Raw genomic sequence first — 23,117 nt, 5'->3', positions numbered from 1 at the left:
GAGAGGCGGGCTCGAGGAGAGCGCGATCGCGCTGCAGCTCGAGCGGCACGGCGTGAAGATCTTCTTCAGCGACTTCAACGGCGACAACCTGCGCACGCGGCGCCCCCACGGGCTGGTGCGCGTCCTCGTCAGCGTCGTGAGCGGCCCGACCTCGATCCGCATGCCGACCCCACCCGGCGCGACGCGGATCGCACGTGTGGTCGTGCCGTACTCGAGCGCGGAGGTCGCCAAGGCGCGCGCGAACCTGCGTGCCGCGGTCGCGCAGCTCGGTCCCGACGCGAAGCTGACCGGAGTCGCGCGCAACTATCTGAACGTCATGCTGAACCAGCCGAAGAACGCGCTCGTCGTCTTCGCGCAGCGCGTCCGCTAGCCCGTCAGGCGCGAGCGCCGTCCGTCGAGGGACGCGGACGGAGTCGACGGGCCTCCTCGAACACCGCGACGGCCCGCTCGTGGAGCGCGACGGCCCGTTCGTTGACCTCGCGTGCGAGCTCGTGGACGGCGCGGTCGTCCGCGCTGCCGCGCGCCATCGCCGACGACTCCTCCTGCATCCGCCGGCGCGCACGCTCGGCGCGCTCGCGCTCGCGGTCGACGAGCCGGCCGAGTGCGGCCGCGGAATCGCTCGCGCCGTCCGCGCGCTCGTCGTCGGGGGCCATCGACCCATGCTGACACGCGGCCTGCTCGATCCCGGTGTTCACGGTGGGACGCGGGTGGGTACCTGTGTCGTTCGTGTATCCGGCGCCTCGCCCCGGAGAGGCCACGAGCCCTCCGACCGTCATGCGGCCCGTCGCCGATGCCGTCCTCCCGTGCGACAGCTCGTCACCGGCCGCCGCGCGCCACGCCGTCCAGACGGCGCTGCACGAGCGGGGCGCCGACGCCGTCTCGGACGAGGCGGCGCTGCTGGTGTCCGAGGTCGTGACGAACGCGCTTCGGCACGCGGGGAGCGGCGTCGCCGTGCACATCGACCTCGGGGACGACGCCGTGCGCGTCACGGTCACCGATCACGGTCCCGGCTGGCCGCAGCGCCGTGACGCGACGATCGGGGGCTGGGGTCTCAACCTCGTCGAGACCATCGCGACGCGTTGGGGTGCGTACCCGTCGGACGACGGCAAGAGCGTCTGGTTCGAGCTGCCACTCTGAGCGCGCCCGCTACGTTCTGCGCCCGTGGCGCTCGACGTGCTCGTGATCGGGGGGACCGGTCCGACGGGCCTGCCGCTCGTCCGGGGACTGGTCGAGCGGGGCGCGGCGGTCACGATCCTGCACCGCGGGCTCCACGAACGGGCCGAGACGCCGGGGACGGTGCGTCACGTCCACGCCGATCCCTACGACGAGGCCGCGATCGAGTCGGCCGCCGCCGAACGGACCTACGACGTCGTCGTCGCGATGTACGGACGGTTGCGGCGTGTCGCCGAGGCGTGGCGCGGTCGAACGGGCCGGTTCGTCTCGGTGGGTGGCGTTCCCGCGTACCGCGGCTGGATGAACCCGTTCCTGCCCGACCACGGGCTGCCGGTGCCGGTCGGCGAGGATGCCCCGCTCGTGCGCGACCCGGCCGAGGACGAGAAGGGCTACCGGATCGTGCGGACCGAGGAGGCCGTGTTCGCAGCCCATCCCGGCGCGGTCCACTTCCGCTATCCCTACGTCTACGGGCCGTACCAGCTCGCGCCGCGCGAGTGGTGTGTCGTGCGACGTGTGCTCGACGGCCGTGCGCGCATCGTCGTGCCGGACGACGGGCTCACGCTGCACCATCACGGCTACACGGAGAACCTGGCGCACGCGCTGCTGCTCGCGATCGAGCGGACGGATGTCGCCGGTCACGTCCTGAACGTCGGTGACGACGACGTGCTGTCGATCCGCCAGGTCGTCGAGATCGTCGCCGGCGCGCTCGGGCACACGTTCGACATCGTGTCGATGCCGTGGGACGTCGCGCGCTCCGCACGCCCGCTCCTGATGCAGCCGAGCCCCGCGCATCGCGTGCTCGACCTGACGCGCGTGCGCGCGCTGCTCGGCTACCACGACGTGGTCCCCGCGCGCGCCGCGCTCGCGCGCACCGCTCGCTGGTTGGCCGAGAACCCGCCCGAGCGGGGCGGCACGGAGGAGCAGGTGCTGACGGACCCCTTCGACTACGAGGCCGAGGACCGCCTCGTCGACGCCTGGTGCCGCGTGCGGGCGTCGTTCGCGGACGTCGAGTTCGCGGTGGAGCCCGGCTACGGCCTCGCGTACAGCGGCCCCGGCGGCCGCGCGCGCAGCAACAAGGAGTTCGAGGCGTGAGCGGTACGGAGCGGCGAGCGAGCGCGACCATGGATACGGGCCCGATGAGCGGTATCCGTGTGCTCGACCTGTCGATCGCGGCGACCGGGCCGCTCGCGACCGCGCTGCTGGCGGACCAGGGCGCGGAGGTCGTCAAGGTCGAGCGCCCGGGCATCGGCGACATCGGCCGCTGGGTGGGCGTCGCGGTGAACGGGATGAGCGCGCTGTTCCTCGCGTGCAACCGCGGGAAGCGTTCGATCGCGGTCGACGCCCACACCGACGACGGCCGCGACGTCGTGCGCCGGATCGCGCGCACGTGCGACGTGGTCGTGCAGAACTTCCGCCCCGGCGTCCTCGACCGGCTCGGGCTCGGCTACGACGACCTGCGCGACGACGACCGCGACCCGCGGGCCGGCGAGCTCGTCTACGTCTCGCTCTCCGGGTTCGGACCCGACGGCCCGTACGCGGGGAAGTCCGCGTACGACACCGTCATCCAGGCGTACGGCGGCTTCGCCACGAACCAGGCCGATCCCGCGACCGGTGAGCCCGTCTTCCTCCGCCAGACCGCGGCGGACAAGGTCACCGCGCTGACCGCGGCCCAGGCGATCACCGCCGCGCTGTTCGCGCGCGAGCGCGGGCAGGGCGGTCAGCACGTGGAGCTGTCGATGCTCGACGCGGTCGTCTCGTTCCTCTGGGCCGATGCCGCCGGCAACGAGGTCCTGCTCGACGCCGACCACTCGCAGGCGTCGAGCTTCGTCGCCACCTTCCGCCCGTTCCGCTTCGCCGACGGCTGGGGGATCGCGGTGCCGACGTCCGACGCCGACTTCGCGGGGATCTGCAAGGCGCTCGGCGTCGACGGTTACGACGATCCGCGCGTCGCCACGATCGGCCAGCGGCTCCAGCACCGCGAGCTCATGAACGACCTCCTCGGCCGCTGCTACACGGTCGCGGCGACGCTGCCGACGCGCGAGGCGATGGACCGGCTCGAGGCCGAGCGGGTGCCGTGCGGGGTCGTCGTGTCGCCCGAGGATCTTCCCGACGACGCGCACGCGCGCGCGATCGGGCTGTTCGTCGACGGTGACCACCCCGTCGCCGGCCGGATCCGGCTGCCGCGCCACCCGTCGCAGTTCGGCACCACGCCTGCGCGTCTCGGCGGCCCGGCGCCCGCGCTCGGGCAGCACACGGACGACGTGCTCACCGAGATCGGCCTCGGCGACCGTGTGGCCGAGCTGCGGGAGCGTGGCGTCGTCGCGTAGCTCTCGCCGCGTCTCCGCCCGGCGGACCGCGCAGCACACGACCCGACCCGGGGCGGCGCGCCTACAGACGTCGGGTCGAGCGGCGACCGCCGCGGTAGCCGGTGCCGACCGCGGTGACGAGGAAGAGGATCACGGCGATCACGAACAGCCAGAACAAGCCGTGGACGACCCAGCCGACGATCCCCAACGCGACGCAGACCAGGATGACGGCGAGCACGAACGACAGCACGTGCGTCTGATGCCCACCGCCGTTCTCCCGGTACACCTGCTTCCGGTGGTCTGGCCGCGCGCACGGCATGGACGCCCACCGGGCCACAGCCGGCGGCGAGCAGATCCGACCCACTGCCCACAAGCGGCTCATCGTCCTCTCATCTCCCGGTGAAAGTCTGCCCGCCGCTCTGCACACGAGCTGGGGGAGGGGCAGATGGGGACAGGAAGGATTCGTCGGTTCGCGGTCGGGGTCGTGGCCGCGGCCGTGGCGACGTTCGGGGCCGCGGTCGCGGTCGCACCGGCGGCGAGCGCGGACGGCGGCGGCGCTCGGCACCTGTACGTTGCGCCGACCGGCAACGATGGCCCGTCGTGCGGCCGTCACGAGAACCCGTGCCGGACGATCGGTGCCGCCGTCGCGAAGTCGGTGCCGGGCGGCGAGATCTCCGTCGCGCGCGGCGTCTACACCGAGATGGTCACGGTCACGATCAAGCTCGAGCTCGAGGGGCACGACGCGACGATCGACGCGACCGGCAAGATCAACGGGATCGACATCAGCGGGCCGGGCGCGTCGTGGTCGCGCGTGCACGGCTTCACGGTGAAGAGCGCGATCGGCGAGGGCATCCTCGCGTCGGGCGTCGACCACGTGTCGATCGACCACGACGTCGTGGACGGCAACGACCGCGGCTCGAGCGGCGTGCCGAACTTCGTCCCGAACTCCTACATGGAGTGCCAGGGCCAGGGGAACGTGCCCGGTGACTGCGGCGAGGGCGTGCACCTGCAGGGCACGACGAACTCGCGCGTGGACGACACCATCGTGATGCACAACACCGGCGGCATCCTCGTCAGCGACGACTTCACCGCGTCGCACGGCAACAAGATCACCGACAACGTCGCGAAGGACAACCTCTTCGACTGCGGGATCACGATGCCGGCGCACGACCCGGCGGGCGGCGTCTACGACAACCTCGTCGAGGGCAACGTCTCGACGGGCAACGGCGGCGCCGGCGTCCTGATCGCGGCGGCCGGGCCGGGGATGAAGGCGTACGACAACGTCGTGCGCGACAACCGCATCTGGAACAACGGTGAGGGCGGTGTGCAGCTGCACGCCCACGCACCGGGTCAGAGCATCGACGGCAACCAGATCGTCGACAACGACATCGGCACGAACAACACCATGGGTGACATGGACTCGGGCGACCTGCAGACGACCGGGATCATCGTCTTCTCGGCGGTCGTGCCGGTGAACAACCTCGTCGTCCGCGACAACGACATCTCGCACGATCACTTCGGGATCTGGCTGTCGAAGAACGTCGCGACGCAGCACGTCACCGACAACGACTTCGACGACGTCGTGATGCCGATCTTCCAGTAGCACGAAGCGAGCGCACCTGGGCACGGCCCCCGCTCCGGCGGGGGTCGTCCCGCGTCCGGGCCCGATTCCTCAGGCCGATCTTCGGCCGTCCTCAGACGTTCCTCAGCAAGTCGTCCGATGATCTGTCCATGTCGACCGACGGTCCCGAGCTCCCCCCTCCCCCCGATCCGTGGCAGCCGCCCCTCCCGGTGCCGGGGTCACACCCCGACCCCGGCGCGGGAGAGTCCGGCGCCGGCGCCGCCGGGGCGGCCGACCCCGGCGCGGCCTGGCCCCCGCCGCCGCCCACGACCGAGTCGCCGCTCGCCACGGACCCGCCGCCCGCCGCCGGCCCGCCGTCCCCCCGCGGCCGCGGCCGGCGCGCGGCGGTCGGGGTCGCCGTGCTCGCGCTGGTCGCCGCGAGCGGCGGCGTCGGTGCGGCCGTCGGTGTCCACGTCGGCGAGTCGCATCATCCGTCGACGGTGACCATCGGCGCGGCGTCGAGCCCGCAGGTCTCCAACCAGCCGGCCGCGGCGACCTCGGGAACCGTCGGCGCGGCCGCGGCGCGGGTCATCCCGAGCGTCGTCACCATCAACGAGACGGGCCAGTCCGGCGGCGGCACCGGCTCGGGCGTGATCATCACCGCCGACGGCGACGTCCTCACGAACAACCACGTCGTGTCGGACGCGGCGAACGGCGGCACGCTCGAGGTGGTGCTGTCGAACGGCAAGAAGTACGGCGCGTCGATCGTCGGGCGCGATCCGCTCTCCGACCTCGCCGTCATCAAGATCCAGGGCGCGGGGACGTTGACGCCCGCGGTGCTCGGAGACTCCGAGTCGCTGCACGTGGGCGACGAGGTCGTCGCGGTGGGATCGCCGCTCGGCCTGTCCGGGACGGTGACGTCGGGGATCGTGAGCGCGCTGCACCGCGCGGTCGCGACCGGCGACCCGTCCGTGTCCGACACGAACGCCGTGATCGACGCGATCCAGACCGACGCCGCGATCAACCCCGGGAACTCGGGCGGCCCGCTCGTGAACCTGCAAGGTCAGGTCGTCGGCATCAACTCGGCGATCGCGTCCGTCGGCTCCGGCAGCGGCGCGTTCCCGGGGCAGCAGTCGCAGCAGTCGGGGAACATCGGCGTCGGGTTCGCGATTCCGATCGACGCCGCGCGTGACGTCGCGACGCAGCTCATCCAGTCGGGGCACGCGACGCATGCGTACCTCGGCGTGCAGGCGACGACGAGCGCCGACGACCGCTCCGGTGCATCCGGCGAGACGGCCGACAGCGGGAACGGCGCGCTCGTGCGGAGCGTCGAGTCCGGCAGCCCCGCCGCCGCGGCGGGCGTGCAGGCGGGTGACGTGATCACGCAGGTCGGGTCCCGTCAGGTGACCGGCGTTGAGACGCTCGTCGCGGCCGTGCAGTCGCACCACGTCGGCGACAAGGTCCCGCTCACGTACCAGCGCAACGGCTCGACGACGACGGTCACCGTCACGCTCGCCGCGGCACCTGCCTCGCAGTAGGGGGCAGGTCGCCCGTCAGGGCGCGAACGTGATCGGGACGATGACGGTCGCGGACGGCTCCTGCAGGCTCGCGTCGTTGACCGCGACGAAGCAGTCCGGGTGCGCGTGGTCGCACACGCGCTGGCCGACCGTGCCCGTCACGACCTGGAGGCGGAGCGATCCCGAGCCGGTCGGGTCGAGGATCAGGATGCGCCCGCGGCGGAGGTCGCACGACGTCGGCGTCGGCGCGCCGCGCGAGCACTGCACGACGTTGACGACCTTCCCGGGCGTGAAGCCGCTCCACCGCACCGTGACCGTCTGACCGTCGCGCAGGTTCCTCGACGGCTCGACGGTCGCGCGTCGCTGTGTCGGCGGTTCCGGGATCGTGGGGATCGTCGCGGTCGCGCCGCGCGTCGTGACGAAGTCGAGCGTCGTCACGCCGGGCTCTCCATCGCGCGCGAGACGTGTGCGCGCTGGCCCGTCGTCGCGCAGGTACGCGTCGAAGAAGTCTTCGGTCGTCCGGACGACGTCGGCGGACGAAGCCCGCTGTCCGGCGGCGGCTGACGAGTGGTCGCCGTGCTCGATCGTCAGCAGGCCCTTCGGGCCGCGTGCCTCGTCGAACGCGCTCACGATCCCCGCGTACGGCAGCAGCGCGTCGTCGGTCCCGTGCACGAAGAGCAGCGGCGGCGCATGGACGAAGTCGTACCTGCCGTTCGGGAACGCGACGGTGTCACCCGCCAGCACCGCCGCCGCCTTCACGCGCGGGTCGCGGCAACAGGTGTTCGCGACGAGACCGAGGGTCGTGATCGCGCCGTTCGAGTGACCCGCAGCCCCGATGCGGTCCGGGTCCACGAGCCCGGCGAGCGGACCTCGTCGGGTGGCCGATGCGCGCAGGATCGAGGTGATCACGAACGACACGTCGCCGGGCTGGTTCACGACGTCGGCCGCGTCGACGCCGTTGGGGGTCGCGCTGCTCGTCAGCGGGAACTGCGGTGCCGCGACCACGTAGCCCGCCGCGACCCACTGGTCGAGCAGGCCCGGCTCGTACACCTGGGGACTCGCGCCGAGCCCGTGCGCGAACACGATCAACGGGAACGGGCCGTCGCGCCGCGCCGGCGGTGCGTCGCGGACGGGCGTCGTCGAGCCGGCGGGGCCGGTGGCCGGGTAGAGGATCGTCGTCACGAGCGTGCGTCGCGGCTGGGCCGGGTCCGGACCGCTCTTCGGCGTCGGCCGGCTCGTGTCGACGTACGTCGCGGTCACGACGCCGACGGCTTGGCGCGCGACCGCGCGCGGTGTCGCGGCTGTCGGCCGGGTCGCCGTCGAGCGTGACGAGCTGCCGGAGCACGCCGCGAGCGTCGCGACGGCGAGAGCGGCCGCGAGCGTCGCGAACGACGCGCGCGCGGCCCTTCTCACGTCTCGGCGCACATCCGCTGGGTCGTCTCGATCCACTCCTCGACGATCTCGTACACGACGTCGCGCGCGGGACGCACACGGTCGACGCGCCCGATGATCTGACCGACGGGCGAGCCCGAGAGCGCGCGCGAACGCACGCGCATGAACCGGTGCGCGGCCGGTGCGTACAGCAGGCCCTGCAGCGGCATCGGCAACGGGTTGGGCGTGTCGGGCGCGTCCCATGCCTCGGTCCAGTCGGTCCGCAACTGGCGGGCCGGCTTGCCCGTCATCGCGCGCGATCGCACGGTGTCGGTGAACCCCGCGGCCAGAAGGTTCTCCACGACCCACGGTTGCGTCTCGGACTCCGCGACCGTCAGCCAGATCGAGCCCGTCCACGCGCCCTGCGCGCCGAGCGCCATCGCGGCGGCCATCTGACGCCCGCGCCCGATGCCGCCCGCGGCGAGCACCGGAACGTCGGGTCCGACGGTGTCGACGACCTCGGGCACGAGCACCATCGTCGAGATCTCGCCGCAGTGCCCGCCCGCCTCCGTGCCCTGGGCGATCATCACGTCGACACCCCGCTCGACGTTGCGCTCGGCATGGCGCGGGCTGCCGCAGAGCGCGCCGACGAGCACACCGCTCGAGTGCGCGGCCTCGATGACGTATTCCGGCGGCGGCCCGAGCGCGTTCACGAGCATCGAGACGGGGTGGCCGAGCGCGACGTCGACCTGCCCCGGTCCCTCGGCCTCGACCCCGAGACCCGCGGCCTTCATCACGCCCTCGACACCTTCGGGCATCGGGGGGACGTCGTGCTCGGCGAGGATCTTCTCGACGAACTGCCGGTGCTCCTCGGGGATCATCGCCTGCAGCGAGCCGAGGTCGAACTCCTCACCCTTGCCGACGAACTTCTCCGGCATCGCGAAGTCCACGCCGTAGGGCTTGCCGTCGACGTGCTCGTCGATCCACGACAGCTCGATCTCGAGCTGGTCGGGGCTGTACGCGAGCGCGCCGAGCACCCCGTAGCCGCCGGCCCTGCTCACCGCGGCGACGACGTCGCGGCAGTGCGAGAACGCGAACAGCGGGAACTCGATGCCGAGCCGGTCGCAGATCGGTGTCCTCATGGCCATGCGGGGCCTCCTCGCTCGCGGGCGCGGGACACTACTGCCGGTACCTGTCACGGTTCCCTGCACGCGCTCGTTGGGTACACCCCCGGCTCGTGCATCTCGCAGGGGGGAGCCGGTGAGGATCGAACCGATCCCGGAGCACGTGTTCCTCGTGTTCTGGGTCGAGCTCGTCGTGCTCGTCGGTGTCGCCCGCGCGCTCGGCGCGCTGATGCGCCGGATCGGGCAGCCGGCGGTCGTCGGGGAGCTCGCGGCGGGGTTGCTGCTCGGCCCGTCCGTGTTCGGGAAGCTCGCGCCCGGCGCGGCACGCTGGCTGTTCCCGCCCCACGTCGTGCAGTCGGGGATGATCAGCGCGGTCGGCTGGGTCGGCATCGTGATGCTGCTCGCGGTGACCGGCTTCGAGACCGACCTCGGTCTCGTGCGTCAGCTCGGCGCCGCGCTCGCATCGGTCGCGGTGTTGTCGATCGCACTTCCGTTCGCGCTCGGGCTCGCGCTCGGCTTCCAGCTCCCGCACGCGTTCGTCGGGAACGGCTCCCGCGGCGTGTTCGCCGGGTTCGTCGCGACCGCGCTCAGCATCTCGTCGCTGCCCGTGATCGCGAAGGTGCTGCAGGACCTGCGCCTCACGCGTCGTAACTTCGGGCAGCTGACGCTCGCGGCCGGGATGGTCAACGACGTCGTCGGCTGGCTGCTCCTCGGCGTGCTCGCGAGCGCGGCACGCTCGGGCGCGATCGGGTTCGGCCGTCTCGGCTTGACGATCCTCGCGGTCGCCCTGTTCGTGCTCGGCGCGTTCACGCTCGGTCAGCGGATCGTCGACGAGCTGCTGCGCAGCTTCCGCAAGCGCCGGCCGGGCATGACGAGCGGGCTGTCGATCACGTTGCTCGTCGTGTTCACGGCGGGGGCGATCACGCAGGCGCTCGGCGTCGAGGCGGTGCTCGGTGCATTCGTCGCCGGCATGGTGCTCGCGCGGTCGCGCTACCAGGACACGCGGCTCGTCGAGCGCGTCGAGACGATGACGAACGCGGTGTTCGCACCTGTGTTCTTCGCGACCGCGGGACTGCGCGTCGACCTCGCGCTGCTGGGTCGCGGGGACGTGCTGCTGTTCACCGCCGTCGTCATCGCGGTCGCGAGCGTCGGCAAGCTCGCGGGCGGCTACCTCGGCGCCCGCCTCGCGGGCCTCCCGCGGCAGGAGGGTTTCGCACTCGGAGTCGGCCTGAACGCCCGCGGCGCGCTGGAGATCGTCGTCGCGACCGTCGGCCTCGGGCTCGGGGTCCTCAACACGCGCATGTACACGGTGGTCGTGATCATGGCGCTGGCGACGTCGATGGTCGCCCCGCCGCTGTTGCGCGCGATCGCGTCCGCGTGGCGCGGCACGACCGAGGAGCGGGAACGGCTGGACCGCGAGCAGATCTACTCGGAGAACCTGCTCGTGCGACCGGGTCGCGTGCTCGTGCCGGCGCAGCGCGGCGAGGGCACGCTACTCGCCGCGAAGATCGTCGACCTCGCGTGGCCGAGCGACTCGCCCGCGACCGTGATAGCGGCGGATCCGGCGGGCGCGTCCGCGGCTGACGGCGCGACCGCGGTGTTCGAGCGACGACCCGTCGAGCAGGAGGAGCTCGGTGGAGCGGACGCGCTCGACGCGCTCGACGCGCTCACCGAGCACGTCGGGCTCGGCTACGAGGTCGTGGCGGTCGGCGCCCGCGAGACGGGAATCTCCGCCGACCTGCTCTCCGCGCTCACGCAGTCGCTGCTGCAGAGGAGCGCGCTGCCGGTCGTCGTCGTGTGGGCGGGCCCGCACGCGCGGCAGCAGCTCGGCGACGGGTTCAGGCGCGTCCTCGTGCCCGTCGTCGGCACGCTGCCCAACCGCGCGGCACAAGAGATCGCGTTCGCGCTCGCGGCCGCGAACGACGCGGATCTCGTCGTCGCGCACGTCGCGCCGGACGACGCGGACCTCGTCGCGGTCGGCGCCGACGCGCAGCGCTCGGGACGGATCGCGTCACGCGGGCTCGTGACCGAGGCGAGCCAGCTCGCGCGCCGGCTCGGCCTGCGGCCGCGCGCCGTCACGCGCGCGGGCTCACGCTCGCGCGAGATCCCCGCGATCGCGGCCGACGTCGACGCGGATCTCGTCGTGCTCTCGGCCGAGCTCCGGGCCGCGGAGGGCACCGCGTTCCTCGGTCACCTCGTCGAGCGGATGATCGGCGTGCTCGACGCGACGGTGGCGGTCGTCGTCACACCACCGGGATGGTTGCTCGCGCGCAGCGAGGCGACACGCGCGTCGGCGACGCCGGAGTGACGTCGAGGCGGCCGTCGACCGTCACGAGATGACGAGGCCGCCGTTGGGGGAGAGGGCCTGGCCGGTGACGAAGCTGCTCTCGTCGCCCGCGAGGTAGACGGCCGCGGCCGCGACGTCGGCAGGTTCGCCGACCCGGCCGAGCGGGGTGAGCATCTTCAGCCCGTCGATCATCGGGGCCGGGACCCCCTGCGTCATCGCGGTGTCGATCACGCCCGGGCAGATCGCGTTGGCGCGGATCCCGAGGCCGCCGCCGAAGCGGGCGAGGCTGCGCACCAGACCGAGCAGGCCCGCCTTCGCCGTCGCATAGTGCGGCGGACCCCAGCCCGCGAGCCCGGCGATGCTCGAGACGCAGATGATCGACCCGCCCTGCTTCGCGTCGACGAGCCGGCGCGTCATCGCGCGCGAGCAGTAGAAGGCTCCGTTCAGGTGGATGTCGAGCATCCGCTTCCACGCGTCGTCCGACATGTGGTTGAGCTGGAAGCCGCCGTTCTCGAACCCGTCACCCGGTGTGCGGTCCACGCCCGCGCAGTTCACGAGCACGTCGACGACTCCGAGCTGCTCGCTCGCGGCATCGAACATCGCGTCGATCGCACCCGAGTCGGTCACGTCGCAGGCCCATGCCAAGGCGCGACCTCCCGGCCGCGCGGCGATCTCGTCCGCGGTCGCCTTCGCGGCCGTCTCCACGAGGTCTTGGCACGCGACCGCCGCGCCCTCTCGCGCGAACGCGACACTCATCGCGCGCCCGAGCCCGCCGCCCGCTCCGGTCACCACCGCGACCTTGCCGTCGAGCCGTCCCACCCGTCCGTCCTCCTCGTCCGTGTTCTGTGAAGCGTCATGCACACAGTGTGTGCATGACGCTTCACAAAAGCGCCCTCGATCAGTTGATCGCCGACCAGCGCACCGGGAGGTGCACGAACCCGTCGATCAGGTTCGAGCTGACCCGCGGCAGCGTGTCGACGTCCGCGTCCACCTCGAGATCCGTGAAGCGCGTCAGGATCGCCTCGAACATGATGCGGGCCTCGAGCCGGGCCAGGCTCGCACCGAGGCAGAAGTGGGGTCCACCCGCACCGAACGCGACGTGGTCGTTCGGCGTACGGGTCACGTCGAGCGCGTCGGGCTCGTCGAACGCGCGCTCGTCGCGGTTCGCCGACGCGTAGAACATCACGACGCGGTCACCGGCCTCGATCGTTGTGCCCGCGATCTCGGTGTCGACGACGGGATGGCGCACGAACTGCATCACGGGCGTGACGTAGCGGAGGAGCTCCTCGATCGCGACCGGCAGCAGTTCGAGGTCGGCTCGCACCCGCGCGAGCTGGTCGGGATGCTGCAGCAACGCGAGCGTCCCGGTCGTGATGAGGTTGCGGGTCGTCTCGCTGCCCGCGTTCTGCAGCAGCATGAAGAACAGGTCGATCTGGAGCTGCGACAGCTGCTCGCCGTCGACGTCGGCGTCGAGGAGGACGCTCAGCAGGTCGTCGCGCGGCTCGCGACGGCGCTCCTCGCACAACGCGTCCGCGTAGCCGAACATCTGCGTCATCGCGTCGCGCTGCTCGTCCGGAGTCACCGACGCATCGAACCCGAACGTCGTCTCGGTCCACTCGAACACCTTCCGCCGGTCGGCCTCCGGCACGCCGACGAGGTCCGCGATGACGTGCAGCGGCAGCCACAGCGCGACGTCGCCGACGAGATCGCACGACCGCCGGTCCCGCAGGTCGTCGAAGATGGTGTCGACGCGCGCCCGGATCCGGTCGGTGAGGTCGGCGACGCGCCGGGGCGTGAACCCGCGGTTGATCAGCTTGCGCAGCTTGACGTGCTCGGGCGCGTCGAGGCTGATGAGCAGCCCAGACGCCTCGCTCTGGTCGTCGTCGGCGCGCCCTTCGAGGAACGGGTGCGGCGCGTTGCGGAACGTGCCCGAGTCGCGCGAGACGCGCTGCACGTCCTCGTGACGCGCCACGACCCAGTACCCGCGCGCCCAGCTCGGGTGGTCGTGGTGTGAGACGGGATCGTGGTCGCGCAGCGCACGGAAGTGCTCGTACGGGAACCCGTGCGCGTACGTCGCGGGGTCGTGCAGCACGACGTCGGTCATCTCTGGTACGCCTCCTTCGCGCGGGCGCGTCCGTTGAGGGCGGGGTCGGACGACCGCTCGGCCTGGTCGAGTGCGGCGGCCGCCAGCTCCTCGACGACCGCGCGCGTCGACGCGGCGCGCTCCGGCGCACGCTCCACGATGCGCGCCAGCGCGCCCTCCGAGATCACCGCGAGCTTGAACGTGGCGAGCACGCGATAGAAGTCGATGTCGTCGAGCGGCCGGCTGCTCGCACGCGCGTACCGCTCGACGAGCGCGTCCGCGGACGGGAACCCGGCGTTCGCGCGGTGCGGTTGCGGTGCGCGTGCACGCCACAGTCGCTCGCCGACGGGTCCCCAGTACGTGACGAGCATCCCGAGGTCGGTCAGAGGGTCGCCGAGCGTCGCCATCTCCCAGTCGAGGACGGCCTGCATCACCGCCGGCCGGTGGCGCTCCCAGATCGTGTTGTTGAAGCTGTAGTCGCCGTGCACGATCCCGGTGTGCGCTCCCGCGGGCACGGCACGCGAGAGACGGTCGGCGACTTCCTCGATCTCCGGGCAGTCGTGCTGCTTCGATGTCTCCCACTGCGTCCGCCAGCGCCGCACCTGGCGCTCGAGGAACCCGTCCGGACGGCCGAGGTCCGCGAGCCCGACCGCGGACGGGTCGACGGCGTGCAGTCGAACGAGCACGTCGACGAGCTCGTACGACGCCGCACGCGCGTCTGCCTCGGTGAGGTGTGCGACCGCCTCGGCGTCCGTGTAGACGACGCCGTCGAGCATGGACATGACGTAGAACGGCGCGCCGATCACGCTCACGTCGGCGCACGCGCCGAGCATCGCCGCGACGGGCACGTCGGTCGCCGCGAGCGCGTGCTGCACGCGGTGCTCGCGCAGGACGTCGTTCGCGGTGGCGAGCACGCGACCGAGCGGCGGCCGCCGCAGCACGAGGTCGTGGACGTCGTCGCGCACGCGGAACGTGAGGTTCGACGACCCACCCGACAGCTGCTCGACGTGCACCGCGCCGTGCGAGCCGGCAACGTTCGCGTGCAGCCATTCGGTCAGCGGCCCGATCGGGACGGCGTCGTCGGTCGACACGGTGACCCAGCCTGCCACGCCGTCGGACGTCGCGACGTGGGGTACGGTCCCGCACGGTGTTCGACCTGACGGGGAAGCGAGCGCTCGTCACCGGCGCGGGGCAGGGCGTGGGCGCGGGGATCGCGCGCACGCTCGCTGCGCAAGGTGCGCGTGTGGCGGTCAACGACCTGCGCATCGAGCGCGCGGTCGACACGGTCGAGGCGATCAGCAACGCGGGCGGTGCCGCGCGCGCCGTCCCGTTCGACGTGACGGACTTCGACGCCGTGACGCGCGGGGTCGCCGACGTCGAGCGCGAGCTCGGGCCCGTCGACGTGCTCGTCAACAACGCGGGCAACGGTGGCGAGCACGCGATGGTCCCGCAGGCGTTCCGCGACACCGACCCGTCCGCGTGGGAGGGGCCGCTGCGGGTGAACCTGTACGGCGTCCTGCACTGCAGCCGCGCCGTGATCAACGGCATGTGCGAGCGCGGGTTCGGGCGCGTGATCACGATCGCGTCGGGTGCGGGCACCGTCGGCCTGAACATCGGCGTCGCGGCGTACGGCGCGGGCAAGGGCGGCGCGATCGGGTTCATGCGTCACCTCGCGATCGAGAACGCACGCTTCGGTGTCACCGCGAACACGCTCGCCATCGGGCTGATGGACAACACCGGTGGCTCCGACGTCACGGCGCGGCTCGCGCGCCAGGTGCCCGTCGGGCGGCTCGGCCGGCCGGAGGACATCGGGGCGTTGTGCGTCTACCTCGCGTCCGACGAGGCGTCGTGGATGACGGGCCAGACGCTCCAGCTCAACGGCGGGTCGGTCACGACCTGAGCGATCTGAATAACCTGCCGGGCCATGACCTCTGACGCCCCGTCACACACGGTCCGGCCGCTCGAGAGCGTGCGCATCGTCGAGTGCTCGATGCTCGGGCCGGCGGCCATCACGACCTGCCTCGCCGACCTCGGCGCCGACGTGATCAAGGTCGAGCCACCCTCGGGCGACTACGTGCGCGAGATGACGTGGCCGATCGTCGAGGGCACGTCGCTCATGCACCTGCACACGAACCGGGGCAAGCGCAGCGTCGTCCTCGACCTGCGGACGGCGGAGGGCGTCGAGGTGTTCCTCGACCTCGTGCGCCACGCGGACGCGGTGGTCGAGGCCATGCGCCCGGGCGGGCTCGAGCGGCGCGGCCTCGGGTTCGAGAAGCTGCGCGAGGTGAACCCGCGCATCGTGTTCATCACGATCTCGGGCTACGGCATGACCGGCCCGTACAAGGACTACCCGAGCCACGGGATCGCGTACGACACGTGGGCGGGCATCGTGGCGCCGGAGGTCGACGAGGACGGCTTCGCGTACCTCCCAGAGCACGTGTCGATCGGGATCAACGCAGGCCCGCTCTACGGCGCGCTCGGCATCCTGTCGGGGATCCTGCAGGCGCGCGCGACGGGCGAGGGGTCGCGCATGGAGGTCGCGCAGTCCGACGCCGCGGCCGCGATCGACTGGCTGCGCTCCGAGACCTACAAGTCCTACGAGCGGCCCGAGAGCGAGGTCACCGGCAACAAGTCGGACGACTACGTCCGGCGCGCGCCCGGCACCGCGGGCATGAAGGAGGGCGTCCGGTACAACGTCTACGAGACGAAGGACGGCTACGTGCTCTTCATGGCGTCGGAGCAGGCGTTCTGGAAGAACTTCTGCGAGGGCGTCGACCGCATGGACATGTTCGAGCGGTGGCCGGGCTCGAAGTACGCCGACCACGCGCGCGGCAACGTCGAGATGCACCGTGAGCTGCGCGACATCTTCCGCACGAAGACGTCCGCGGAGTGGCTCGAGTTCGGCGGTCGGGTCAACACGCCGATCGCGCCGGTGAACTCGCCGAAGACGATCGCGGACGACCCGCAGTTCCAGGACCGGCTGCCCTGGCTGCCGCGCGAGCGGCTCGGTGCCGAGCAGCTGCCGTTCCCGGTCAAGCTCGTGGACGGCGAGCTGCCCGTCCCGACGAAGGCGCCGACGCTCGGCCAGCACACCGACGAGGTGCTGCACGAGGTCCTCGGGTACGACGACGCCCGCCTCGCCGCGCTGAGGGACGCCAAGGCGCTCGGCTGATCCCGAGCGCCTCGGCGCTCACCCCTCGTCGGGGGTCCGCACCTCCGCGACGAGGTGGTCGTCGCGGAGCCGGCGCTCCCAGCGCGTCCGCTCGGCGCCGCGCGTCCAGGGCGCGAACGCGACGGTGCTGCGGCGGGCGTCGACGTCGGTCGTCAGCCGGGCCTCGCCCGGGAGGTCCTCGAGCCGCAGCGTGTCGAGGAAGTCGGCGATGGCCTGGGGCGAGACGTCGCGCCGGAAGCGCACCTCGAGAGCGACGGGCCACAGCGCGCTGGCCGCCTCGAGGGCGTCGAGCTCGGGGTCGGGCGGCTCCGGGTCGCGGTCGCTCACGGCCCCGACCGTACCCACCCTCCCGTGACGACCGTCACGCCGTGGTTTCGAAACAGCGGTATTTCGAAACGCTACTCTTTCGATATGGCCGTGACCGCCGATGCGACGTCCGTGGACGCCGCGATCCCCCTCGCCGACGCCCGGCTCGACCGGCGCCGGTGGTGGGCGCTCGCGGTCATGTGCCTGAGCCTCGCGGTCATCACGCTCGACAACACCGTCCTGAACGTCGCCCTGCCCGCGCTCATCCGCGACGTCCACGCGTCGACGAGCCAGCTGCAGTGGATCGTCGACGGCTACACGCTCGTGTTCGCCGGCCTGCTCCTCACGACCGGGAGCCTCGGCGACCGCATCGGGCGCAAGCGCGCGCTCAGCACCGGGCTCGCGATCTTCTGCCTCGGCTCGGCGTCTTCCGCGTTCGCGGGGTCGGCGACCGCGCTCGTGTTCACGCGCGCGTTCATGGGCATCGGTGCCGCGCTCATCATGCCGGCGACGCTGTCGTTGCTGACCAACGTCTTCCGCGACCCGAAGGAGCGTGCGCGCGCGATCGGCGCGTGGGCGGCGGTCGCCGGTGGTGGTGGCGCGCTCGGGCCGGTCATCGGCGGGTTCCTGCTCCGCCACTTCTGGTGGGGATCGGTGTTCCTGATCAACGTGCCGATCGCCGCGGTCGCGCTCGTCGCCGGCCGGTTCCTCCTCCCCGAGTCGCGCGACCCGAACGCGCCGCGTCTCGACCTCGCCGGCGCGTCGTTGTCGGTCGCGGGTCTCGTCGCCGTGCTGTGGGCCATCATCGAGGCGCCCACGAAGGGATGGACGAGCGCGACGGTCGTCGGCTCGTTGCTCCTGGGCGTCGTGGTGCTCGCCGCCTTCGTCGTGTGGGAGCTGACGTGCGACCACCCGATGCTGGACGTCCGCTTCTTCCGCAACCCGCGCTTCTCGGCTGCGAACGGCGCGATCACGATGACGTTCTTCGCGATGTACGGGTCGATGTTCGTGATGACCCAGTACCTCCAGAACGTGCTCGGGTACGGCGCGCTGGAGGCGGGCATCCGGCTGCTCCCGATGGCCGCGATCATGCTCGTCGTCGCGCCGCTGTCGCCGCGGGTCGTCGAGCACATCGGCACGAAGCTCGTCGTCGGCGGCGGTCTCGTGCTGTCGGTCGTGGGACTCGTGCTGATGGCGCAGGTGACGACGTCGAGCGGCTACACGCTGCTGCTCGTGTCGATGTCGATCCTGTCGACGGGCATGGGGTTCGTCATGGCGCCCGCCACGGAGTCCATCATGGGGTCGTTGCCCGTCGAGAAGGCCGGGGTCGGCTCCGCGATGAACGACACGACGCGCCAGATGGGCGGTGCGCTCGGCGTCGCGGTCATCGGCTCGGTGCTGGCCGCGTCGTACCGGCCCGGGATGGCGACCCGGGTCGCCGGCATGCACCTGCCTGCCGGTGTCGCGTCGGCGGCGACCGACTCGGTCGGTGGCGCGGTGGACGCGGCCGCGCACCTGCCCGGCTCCGTCGGACGTGCGCTCGCGAGCGCCGGCCACGCCGAGTTCATCCACGCGTTCGCGCGCGCGGAGATCGTCGGTGCGGTGGTCGTGCTGCTGGCCGCGATCGTCGTGTTCGCGTTCCTGCCGGCGCGCGCACAGGACGCGCGCGCGGACGAGTCCGGCGCGCTCGACGGTGTCGCGTCTCTCACGTTCGCGGAAGCCGAGGGCGCGCTCGAAGCGGAGCAGGTGTCCTCAGCATGACGACCTCGCCTGCTCCCGCCACGCATCCCGGGCGCCAGCGGAGCCCGGCGTGCGACGCGACGATCCTCGACGCGACGCTCGAGGTGCTCGTCGAGAAGGGCTACGCGGGGTTGACCGTTGCCGCGGTGATCGAGCGCGCCGGCGTGTCGTCGGCCACGCTGTACCGCCGGTGGGCGACGAAGCAGGATCTCGTCGCGGCCGCGGTCGCGACACTCGCACCCGAGCCGGCTGCGGTCGACACCGGCAGCCTCGACGGTGACCTGAAAGCGTTCCTCGCCAACATCGCGCGCTCGATCGCGGCGCGACGGGAGGACGTCGCCGACGCGCTCGGCACCGAGGTGTCGGGGAACACGGACCTCGCGGCGGCGCTGCGCGAGAAGTTCACCGCGCCGCGGCTCGCGGAGCTGCGCGGGATCCTGGCGCGCGCGAAGCAGCGTGGCGAGCTCGACGACGCACCCACCGTCGAGCAGGCGTACAGCCTCGTCACCGGCGGCCTGTACCACCAGGCGTTCATGCTGCACCAGCGGATCACGCCGGCCTTCTTCCGTCACGCGCTCGCGTTCGCGCTGCGCGGCCTCGGCGCGCGCGAGCCGTCGTCGAGCTGACGCCTCAGACGCGCAGCCCGTAGAGGCGCGCGGTGTTGCGGTACACGATGTCGTCGCGCACGTCCGGGTCGAGGTGCGCGGTCTGCTGCGCGAGGACCTGCTGCGACTCGGGGAACGTCGAGTCGGAGTGGGGGTGGTCGCTCGCCCAGAGCAGGCGTTCGTGGTTCATCAGGTGCGTCGTCCGGAACGCGACCCAGTCGTCCTGGAACGTGACGTAGACGTTCTCGTCGAAGTACTCGCTCGGCATGCGCTGCAGCGCGGCCGCGGGCAGCCAGTTGCGATGACGCTTCACGGCATGGTCGGCCCGGTACTTCCAGTGCGGCGCCCAGCCCGCGTCGGCCTCGACGCACACGACGCGCAGGTCGGGGACGCGGTCGAACACGCCACCGAAGATCAGCGTGCCGATGATGTCCTGGCAGCCGCGGATGATGCCGAGAAAGCTGTTCATCTTGGGTCCCCGGAACTGGCCGCCGCCGATCTGGTCCGCGCCCGTGAGGATGTGGAACGACACCGGGAGGTCGAGGTCGACGGACGCGCGCCAGAACGGGTCCCAGCGTGGGTCGTCGTAGTCACCGTCCTCCTGGCAGGCCGCGAAGCCCGGCGCCATGACGCCACGCAGGCCGAGGTCCTTCATCGCCTCGAGGTCGGTGATCCCCTCCTCGACGCTGCGGAGCGCGGTCTGGCCGAGGCCGACGAGACGGTCGGGTGCGTACGCCTGGAACTCGGCGATCCACCGGTTGTACGCGTCGAAGCAGGCCTTCTTGTAGTCGGCGTCGGGGTGGTTGCACAGCAGCATCCCGACCGACGGGTACAGGACCTCGACGGCGACGCCGTCACGGTCCTGCTCGGCGAGGCGGGCGCCGGGGTCCCACCCGCCCGGGTGGAGCTCGTCCCAGCCGACGTGCTCGAACGGCCCGATCCGCTCGACCGGACGACCGGCCGCCGCGACCATCCCGTACGGCACGACGCTGCGCCCGTTGTCGACGTCGACGACCGCGCCCATGCGGTCGTCGGTGCGCGCCGCCGGCGCCCGGTCGCGGAAGCGGGGGTCGATCCGGGGCAGGTAGCAGTCGCCGGGCTCCGTGACGTGCGAATCGGCCGAGATCGCGAGCATGTGAACCAACCTTTTGAGACCTGCTTCACACTGTCCCACACCGGCCGATGGGAACGTCGTGAGGACGTCGCGCGCAGCCGCGCGCCCCGACACGCGCCTGGCGTGGGCCGTGCTGCCCGCGGTCTACGCGAGCACGCCGCTCGCCGTCGTCGGCGCGTGGTTCCTCCAGCGCGCCCACCTCCTCGGCGACATCAGCCTCGTCTGGTTCGTCCCGCTCGTCGCGGCGACCGCGGTGCTGAACGCCGCGTCGCAGGTGTACTGGCACCGCCGGCGCGGCGGGGTGTTCGCGATGCACGTCCGCATCGCGGTCGTGATGGTCACGACGACGGCCGTGGTGTACGCCGCGGGCTGGGGGCCCGTCCTCGCGATCGGGTACGCGCTCGGCGCGACCGACGTCCTCCGCACGATGGGTTCGCGGAGCTGGCGTCCCGCGATCGCGTGGATGGTCGGCTGCGTCGCGCTCGGCCAGCTCGCGGTCGCGTCGGGGACCGTGGCCACGATCGTCCCCGGTCGCTACGCGCACGCGGTCGCCGCGGTCGGTGTCGTCTGCTTCACGCTCGTGATCCGCGTGCTCGGCCACACCGAGGCGATCGCCGAGGAGGCGCAGGGCGAGCTGCGCGACCACGGCGAGCAGTTCCAGGCCCTCGTGCAGCACGCGATGGACATCATCGGCGTGCTCGGCGAGTGCGGCACGATCCGGTACGTCAGCCCGGCGATCGGCCCGATGCTCGGCTACGAGCCGCACGCGGTCGAAGGTGAGTCGTTCCTCTCGCTCGTGCAGCCGGACGACGCCGCCTCTGCTCGCGGGTTCCTGCACGAGGCGGTCGCCGCGCCCGACACCGCGCGCACCCGTGAGCTCGCGCTCCGGCACCGTGACGGGTCGACCCGTCTCGCCGCCGTCACGCTGACCCGCCGGTCCGACGCGCGCGACGACGACGTCATCGTCAACGTGCACGACATCACGACGCAGCGTGCGCTCGAGGAGCGACTCCGCCACGACGCCCTCCACGACCCGGTGACGGGGCTCGCGAACCGGACGGCCTTCCTCGAGGCCGTGCGTCGTGCGTGTGCTCGCGCGACGCGCGAGCGCTCCACGCTGGCGGTGCTCTACGTCGACCTCGACGGCTTCAAGCGGGTCAACGACTCGTTCGGCCACGAAGCCGGTGACCGCGTCCTCGTCGCGACCGCGCAGCAGCTCGCGGGATGCGTGCGCGACGGCGACGTCGTCGCCCGTCTGGGTGGTGACGAGTTCTGCGTCCTCCTCGAACGTGTCGCGACGTTGGACGAGACGATCGACGTCGCCGACCGGGTCATCGAGACGCTCGCCGCCGCGCGCCTCGGCGGTGCCGAGGCCGTGACCGCGAGCATCGGCATCGCGCTCAACCCGGCCGGCGACCTGTCGGTCAGCGAGCTCCTGCGCCGGGCCGACCAGGCGATGTACGACGCGAAGCGGGCCGGTCGGGGACGGTGGGCGGCGAGCGCGCACGTCCTGCGCCGCGCCGTCTGAACCGGCGCGCGGGGTTCTACGCCACGGTGCTCGGGCCGGCCGGCGGCTCGGCCTCGACGAGGACGCAGCGCGTCCCGCTGTAGATCGTCGGCATGCACTTGTTGCAGTGGATGCACAGCGACTCGTCCGTCGCGCCCTTCTGCATCCGGTTGACGAGGTCGGGCTCGCGGAGGAGCGCGCGCGCCATCGCGACGAACGCGAACCCCTCCGCCATGGCCTGCTGCATCGTCTCCCGCCGGTTGATGCCGCCGAGGAGGATCAGGGGCATGTCGAGCGCGGCGCGGAACTGCCGCGCGTAGGGGAGGAAGAACGCCTCCTCCCACGGGTACTCGATCAGGAAGCGCTTCCCGAACAGACGCATGCCGAGCCGGATCGGCTGCGGCTGCGTCGCCGCGAACTCGGCGATCGGCGCCTCACCGCGGAACAGGTACATCGGGTTGGCGAGCGAGCTCCCACCCGTGAGCTCGAGGGCGTCGAGCGCGCCGTCGGCCTGGAGCATGCGGGCGAACTCGACGCTCTCGTTCAGCCAGAAGCCGCCCGGCGTGCCGTCCGCCATGTTGACCTTCGCGGTCACCGCGAGACGGTCGCCGACGGCGTCGCGCACCGCCTTCACCACTGCTCGCGGGAACCGGGCCCGGTTCTCGAGGCTCCCGCCGTAGCCGTCTGTGCGCTTGTTCAGCTTCGGGCTCAGGAACGCCGAGAGCAGGTAGTTGTGGCCGAGGTGGATCTCGATGCTGTCGAACCCGGCGTCGGCGATCATGCGCGCGCCGCGTGCGTAGTCGTCCGTGATCCGGGCGATGTCGGCGTCGGTGACGGCGCGCATCCGCGAGCCCAGCGGGCTGAAGCCGCCCGACGGCGAGAGCGACGGCGCACGGTTCGACCTCGCGTTCGCGACCGGCCCTGCGTGACCGATCTGCGCCGCGATCGCGGCGCCCTCGTCGTGGATCGCGTCGGTGAGCACCCGGAGGCCCGCGAGCGCCTCGTCGCGCAGATGGATGCAGTGCCGGTCGGTGCGGCCCTCGGGCGCGACGGCGAGGTACGCGACCGTCGTCATCCCGACGCCGCCGCGCGCGACGCGACGGTGGTACTCGACGAGCGCGTCGGTCACGAGCCCGTCGGGCATGACCCCCTCGAACGTCGCCGCCTTGATGACCCGGTTGCGCAACGTGACCGGCCCGAGCTTCGCCGGTGCGAACACGTCGGGAACGGAGGTGGTGTCGGCCATGTCGA

Annotated in this window: 22 protein-coding genes; 12 read left to right on the top strand and 10 right to left on the bottom strand. The window is 72.2% G+C overall.

Annotated elements, in window-relative coordinates:
* A partial coding sequence (locus tag VFC33_14120) for a hypothetical protein (GenBank protein HZR14374.1) occupies nt 1-370 on the top strand: 370 nt, incomplete at its 5' end.
* A 4-nt stretch (nt 371-374) separates the two neighbouring features.
* Here VFC33_14120 and VFC33_14115 read toward each other — a convergent pair.
* Complete coding sequence (locus VFC33_14115; GenBank protein HZR14373.1) at nt 375-653, bottom strand: hypothetical protein; 279 nt, start codon at nt 651-653, stop codon at nt 375-377.
* Between the two features lie 121 nt (nt 654-774).
* On the opposite strand from VFC33_14115, the gene VFC33_14110 reads away from it, so the two are divergent.
* The 3 genes from VFC33_14110 to VFC33_14100 are packed head-to-tail and all read left to right on the top strand — an operon-like array spanning nt 775 to nt 3,500.
* A complete protein-coding gene (locus VFC33_14110; GenBank protein ID HZR14372.1) occupies nt 775-1,137 on the top strand; it encodes an ATP-binding protein in 363 nt (120 codons plus the stop codon).
* 24 nt (nt 1,138-1,161) lie between these two features.
* The gene (locus VFC33_14105) at nt 1,162-2,265 is read left to right on the top strand and encodes an NAD-dependent dehydratase (protein HZR14371.1); all 1,104 of its coding nucleotides are present in this window, start codon (nt 1,162-1,164) and stop codon (nt 2,263-2,265) included.
* Nucleotides 2,266-2,309: 44 nt separating this feature from the next.
* Nucleotides 2,310-3,500 carry a CoA transferase gene (locus tag VFC33_14100; protein HZR14370.1) on the top strand — a complete coding sequence of 397 codons (1,191 nt, stop codon included), beginning with the start codon at nt 2,310-2,312 and terminating at the stop codon, nt 3,498-3,500.
* Between the two features lie 61 nt (nt 3,501-3,561).
* Here VFC33_14100 and VFC33_14095 read toward each other — a convergent pair whose 3' ends face one another.
* Nucleotides 3,562-3,861 (bottom strand): hypothetical protein, encoded by a 300-nt coding sequence (locus VFC33_14095; protein ID HZR14369.1) that lies wholly within the window; start codon nt 3,859-3,861, stop codon nt 3,562-3,564.
* A 63-nt stretch (nt 3,862-3,924) separates the two neighbouring features.
* Between VFC33_14095 and VFC33_14090 the strand changes: the two genes are divergently transcribed.
* Entirely contained in the window at nt 3,925-5,082 is a 1,158-nt protein-coding gene (locus VFC33_14090) for a NosD domain-containing protein (GenBank protein ID HZR14368.1), read from the top strand.
* Nucleotides 5,083-5,210: 128 nt separating this feature from the next.
* On the top strand, nt 5,211-6,578 hold the full coding sequence (locus tag VFC33_14085; GenBank protein HZR14367.1) for a trypsin-like peptidase domain-containing protein: 1,368 nt from the start codon (nt 5,211-5,213) through the stop codon (nt 6,576-6,578).
* A 15-nt stretch (nt 6,579-6,593) separates the two neighbouring features.
* On the opposite strand, the gene VFC33_14080 is transcribed toward VFC33_14085, so the two are convergent.
* Both VFC33_14080 and VFC33_14075 read right to left on the bottom strand, forming a co-directional pair.
* On the bottom strand, nt 6,594-7,970 hold the full coding sequence (locus VFC33_14080) for a neocarzinostatin apoprotein domain-containing protein (GenBank protein HZR14366.1): 1,377 nt from the start codon (nt 7,968-7,970) through the stop codon (nt 6,594-6,596).
* Entirely contained in the window at nt 7,967-9,070 is a 1,104-nt protein-coding gene (locus VFC33_14075) for a nitronate monooxygenase family protein (GenBank protein HZR14365.1), read from the bottom strand. Before VFC33_14075 ends, VFC33_14080 begins: the two co-directional genes overlap by 4 nt.
* A 118-nt stretch (nt 9,071-9,188) precedes the next feature.
* Between VFC33_14075 and VFC33_14070 the strand changes: the two genes are divergently transcribed.
* Complete coding sequence (locus VFC33_14070) at nt 9,189-11,360, top strand: cation:proton antiporter (GenBank protein HZR14364.1); 2,172 nt, start codon at nt 9,189-9,191, stop codon at nt 11,358-11,360.
* 21 nt (nt 11,361-11,381) lie between these two features.
* On the opposite strand, the gene VFC33_14065 is transcribed toward VFC33_14070, so the two are convergent.
* From VFC33_14065 to VFC33_14055, 3 genes are all read right to left on the bottom strand, one after another.
* Nucleotides 11,382-12,158 (bottom strand): SDR family oxidoreductase, encoded by a 777-nt coding sequence (locus VFC33_14065; GenBank protein ID HZR14363.1) that lies wholly within the window; start codon nt 12,156-12,158, stop codon nt 11,382-11,384.
* Nucleotides 12,159-12,237: 79 nt separating this feature from the next.
* Nucleotides 12,238-13,443, bottom strand: coding sequence for a cytochrome P450 (locus VFC33_14060; GenBank protein HZR14362.1), 1,206 nt, complete (start codon nt 13,441-13,443; stop codon nt 12,238-12,240).
* Nucleotides 13,440-14,531 (bottom strand): phosphotransferase family protein, encoded by a 1,092-nt coding sequence (locus tag VFC33_14055; GenBank protein ID HZR14361.1) that lies wholly within the window; start codon nt 14,529-14,531, stop codon nt 13,440-13,442. The genes VFC33_14060 and VFC33_14055 overlap by 4 nt, the downstream gene beginning before the upstream one ends.
* A gap of 38 nt (nt 14,532-14,569) precedes the next feature.
* Between VFC33_14055 and VFC33_14050 the strand changes: the two genes are divergently transcribed.
* Together VFC33_14050 and VFC33_14045 are read left to right on the top strand one after the other, a co-directional pair.
* A complete protein-coding gene (locus VFC33_14050) occupies nt 14,570-15,322 on the top strand; it encodes an SDR family NAD(P)-dependent oxidoreductase (GenBank protein HZR14360.1) in 753 nt (250 codons plus the stop codon).
* Between the two features lie 24 nt (nt 15,323-15,346).
* The gene (locus VFC33_14045; protein HZR14359.1) at nt 15,347-16,594 is read left to right on the top strand and encodes a CoA transferase; all 1,248 of its coding nucleotides are present in this window, start codon (nt 15,347-15,349) and stop codon (nt 16,592-16,594) included.
* An 18-nt stretch (nt 16,595-16,612) separates the two neighbouring features.
* Here the strand turns inward: VFC33_14045 and VFC33_14040 are convergent, their stop codons facing one another.
* The gene (locus VFC33_14040; GenBank protein HZR14358.1) at nt 16,613-16,921 is read right to left on the bottom strand and encodes a hypothetical protein; all 309 of its coding nucleotides are present in this window, start codon (nt 16,919-16,921) and stop codon (nt 16,613-16,615) included.
* Between the two features lie 84 nt (nt 16,922-17,005).
* Between VFC33_14040 and VFC33_14035 the strand changes: the two genes are divergently transcribed.
* Together VFC33_14035 and VFC33_14030 are read left to right on the top strand one after the other, a co-directional pair.
* Nucleotides 17,006-18,661 carry an MFS transporter gene (locus VFC33_14035; GenBank protein HZR14357.1) on the top strand — a complete coding sequence of 552 codons (1,656 nt, stop codon included), beginning with the start codon at nt 17,006-17,008 and terminating at the stop codon, nt 18,659-18,661.
* Entirely contained in the window at nt 18,658-19,266 is a 609-nt protein-coding gene (locus VFC33_14030) for a TetR/AcrR family transcriptional regulator (GenBank protein ID HZR14356.1), read from the top strand. The genes VFC33_14035 and VFC33_14030 overlap by 4 nt, the downstream gene beginning before the upstream one ends.
* Before the next feature lie 4 nt (nt 19,267-19,270).
* On the opposite strand, the gene VFC33_14025 is transcribed toward VFC33_14030, so the two are convergent.
* Nucleotides 19,271-20,380 (bottom strand): amidohydrolase family protein, encoded by a 1,110-nt coding sequence (locus VFC33_14025; protein ID HZR14355.1) that lies wholly within the window; start codon nt 20,378-20,380, stop codon nt 19,271-19,273.
* A 58-nt stretch (nt 20,381-20,438) separates the two neighbouring features.
* On the opposite strand from VFC33_14025, the gene VFC33_14020 reads away from it, so the two are divergent.
* Nucleotides 20,439-21,887 (top strand): sensor domain-containing diguanylate cyclase, encoded by a 1,449-nt coding sequence (locus tag VFC33_14020; GenBank protein HZR14354.1) that lies wholly within the window; start codon nt 20,439-20,441, stop codon nt 21,885-21,887.
* A 16-nt stretch (nt 21,888-21,903) separates the two neighbouring features.
* Here VFC33_14020 and VFC33_14015 read toward each other — a convergent pair whose 3' ends face one another.
* A complete protein-coding gene (locus VFC33_14015) occupies nt 21,904-23,112 on the bottom strand; it encodes an NADH:flavin oxidoreductase (protein HZR14353.1) in 1,209 nt (402 codons plus the stop codon).
* Between the last annotated feature and the right edge of the window lie 5 nt (nt 23,113-23,117).

It is taken from the genome of Acidimicrobiia bacterium (assembly GCA_035651955.1).
In the GTDB taxonomy this organism is placed as follows: Bacteria; Actinomycetota; Acidimicrobiia; order IMCC26256; family JAMXLJ01; genus JAMXLJ01.
Note: the sequence above shows the minus strand (reverse complement) of the source record. Positions and strands in the feature narration are given on the sequence as shown.

Excerpts from the sequence above, each read along its gene's own strand:
- VFC33_14115 (HZR14373.1), bottom strand. The coding sequence starts at position 653 with ATGGCCCCCGACGACGAGCGCGCGGACGGCGCGAGCGATTCCGCGGCC.
- VFC33_14110 (HZR14372.1), top strand. The coding sequence starts at position 775 with ATGCGGCCCGTCGCCGATGCCGTCCTCCCGTGCGACAGCTCGTCACCG.
- VFC33_14100 (HZR14370.1), top strand. The coding sequence starts at position 2,310 with ATGAGCGGTATCCGTGTGCTCGACCTGTCGATCGCGGCGACCGGGCCG.
- VFC33_14095 (HZR14369.1), bottom strand. The coding sequence starts at position 3,861 with ATGAGCCGCTTGTGGGCAGTGGGTCGGATCTGCTCGCCGCCGGCTGTG.
- VFC33_14090 (HZR14368.1), top strand. The coding sequence starts at position 3,925 with ATGGGGACAGGAAGGATTCGTCGGTTCGCGGTCGGGGTCGTGGCCGCG.
- VFC33_14085 (HZR14367.1), top strand. The coding sequence starts at position 5,211 with ATGTCGACCGACGGTCCCGAGCTCCCCCCTCCCCCCGATCCGTGGCAG.
- VFC33_14075 (HZR14365.1), bottom strand. The coding sequence starts at position 9,070 with ATGAGGACACCGATCTGCGACCGGCTCGGCATCGAGTTCCCGCTGTTC.
- VFC33_14060 (HZR14362.1), bottom strand. The coding sequence starts at position 13,443 with ATGACCGACGTCGTGCTGCACGACCCCGCGACGTACGCGCACGGGTTC.
- VFC33_14045 (HZR14359.1), top strand. The coding sequence starts at position 15,347 with ATGACCTCTGACGCCCCGTCACACACGGTCCGGCCGCTCGAGAGCGTG.
- VFC33_14035 (HZR14357.1), top strand. The coding sequence starts at position 17,006 with ATGGCCGTGACCGCCGATGCGACGTCCGTGGACGCCGCGATCCCCCTC.
- VFC33_14030 (HZR14356.1), top strand. The coding sequence starts at position 18,658 with ATGACGACCTCGCCTGCTCCCGCCACGCATCCCGGGCGCCAGCGGAGC.
- VFC33_14025 (HZR14355.1), bottom strand. The coding sequence starts at position 20,380 with ATGCTCGCGATCTCGGCCGATTCGCACGTCACGGAGCCCGGCGACTGC.
- VFC33_14015 (HZR14353.1), bottom strand. The coding sequence starts at position 23,112 with ATGGCCGACACCACCTCCGTTCCCGACGTGTTCGCACCGGCGAAGCTC.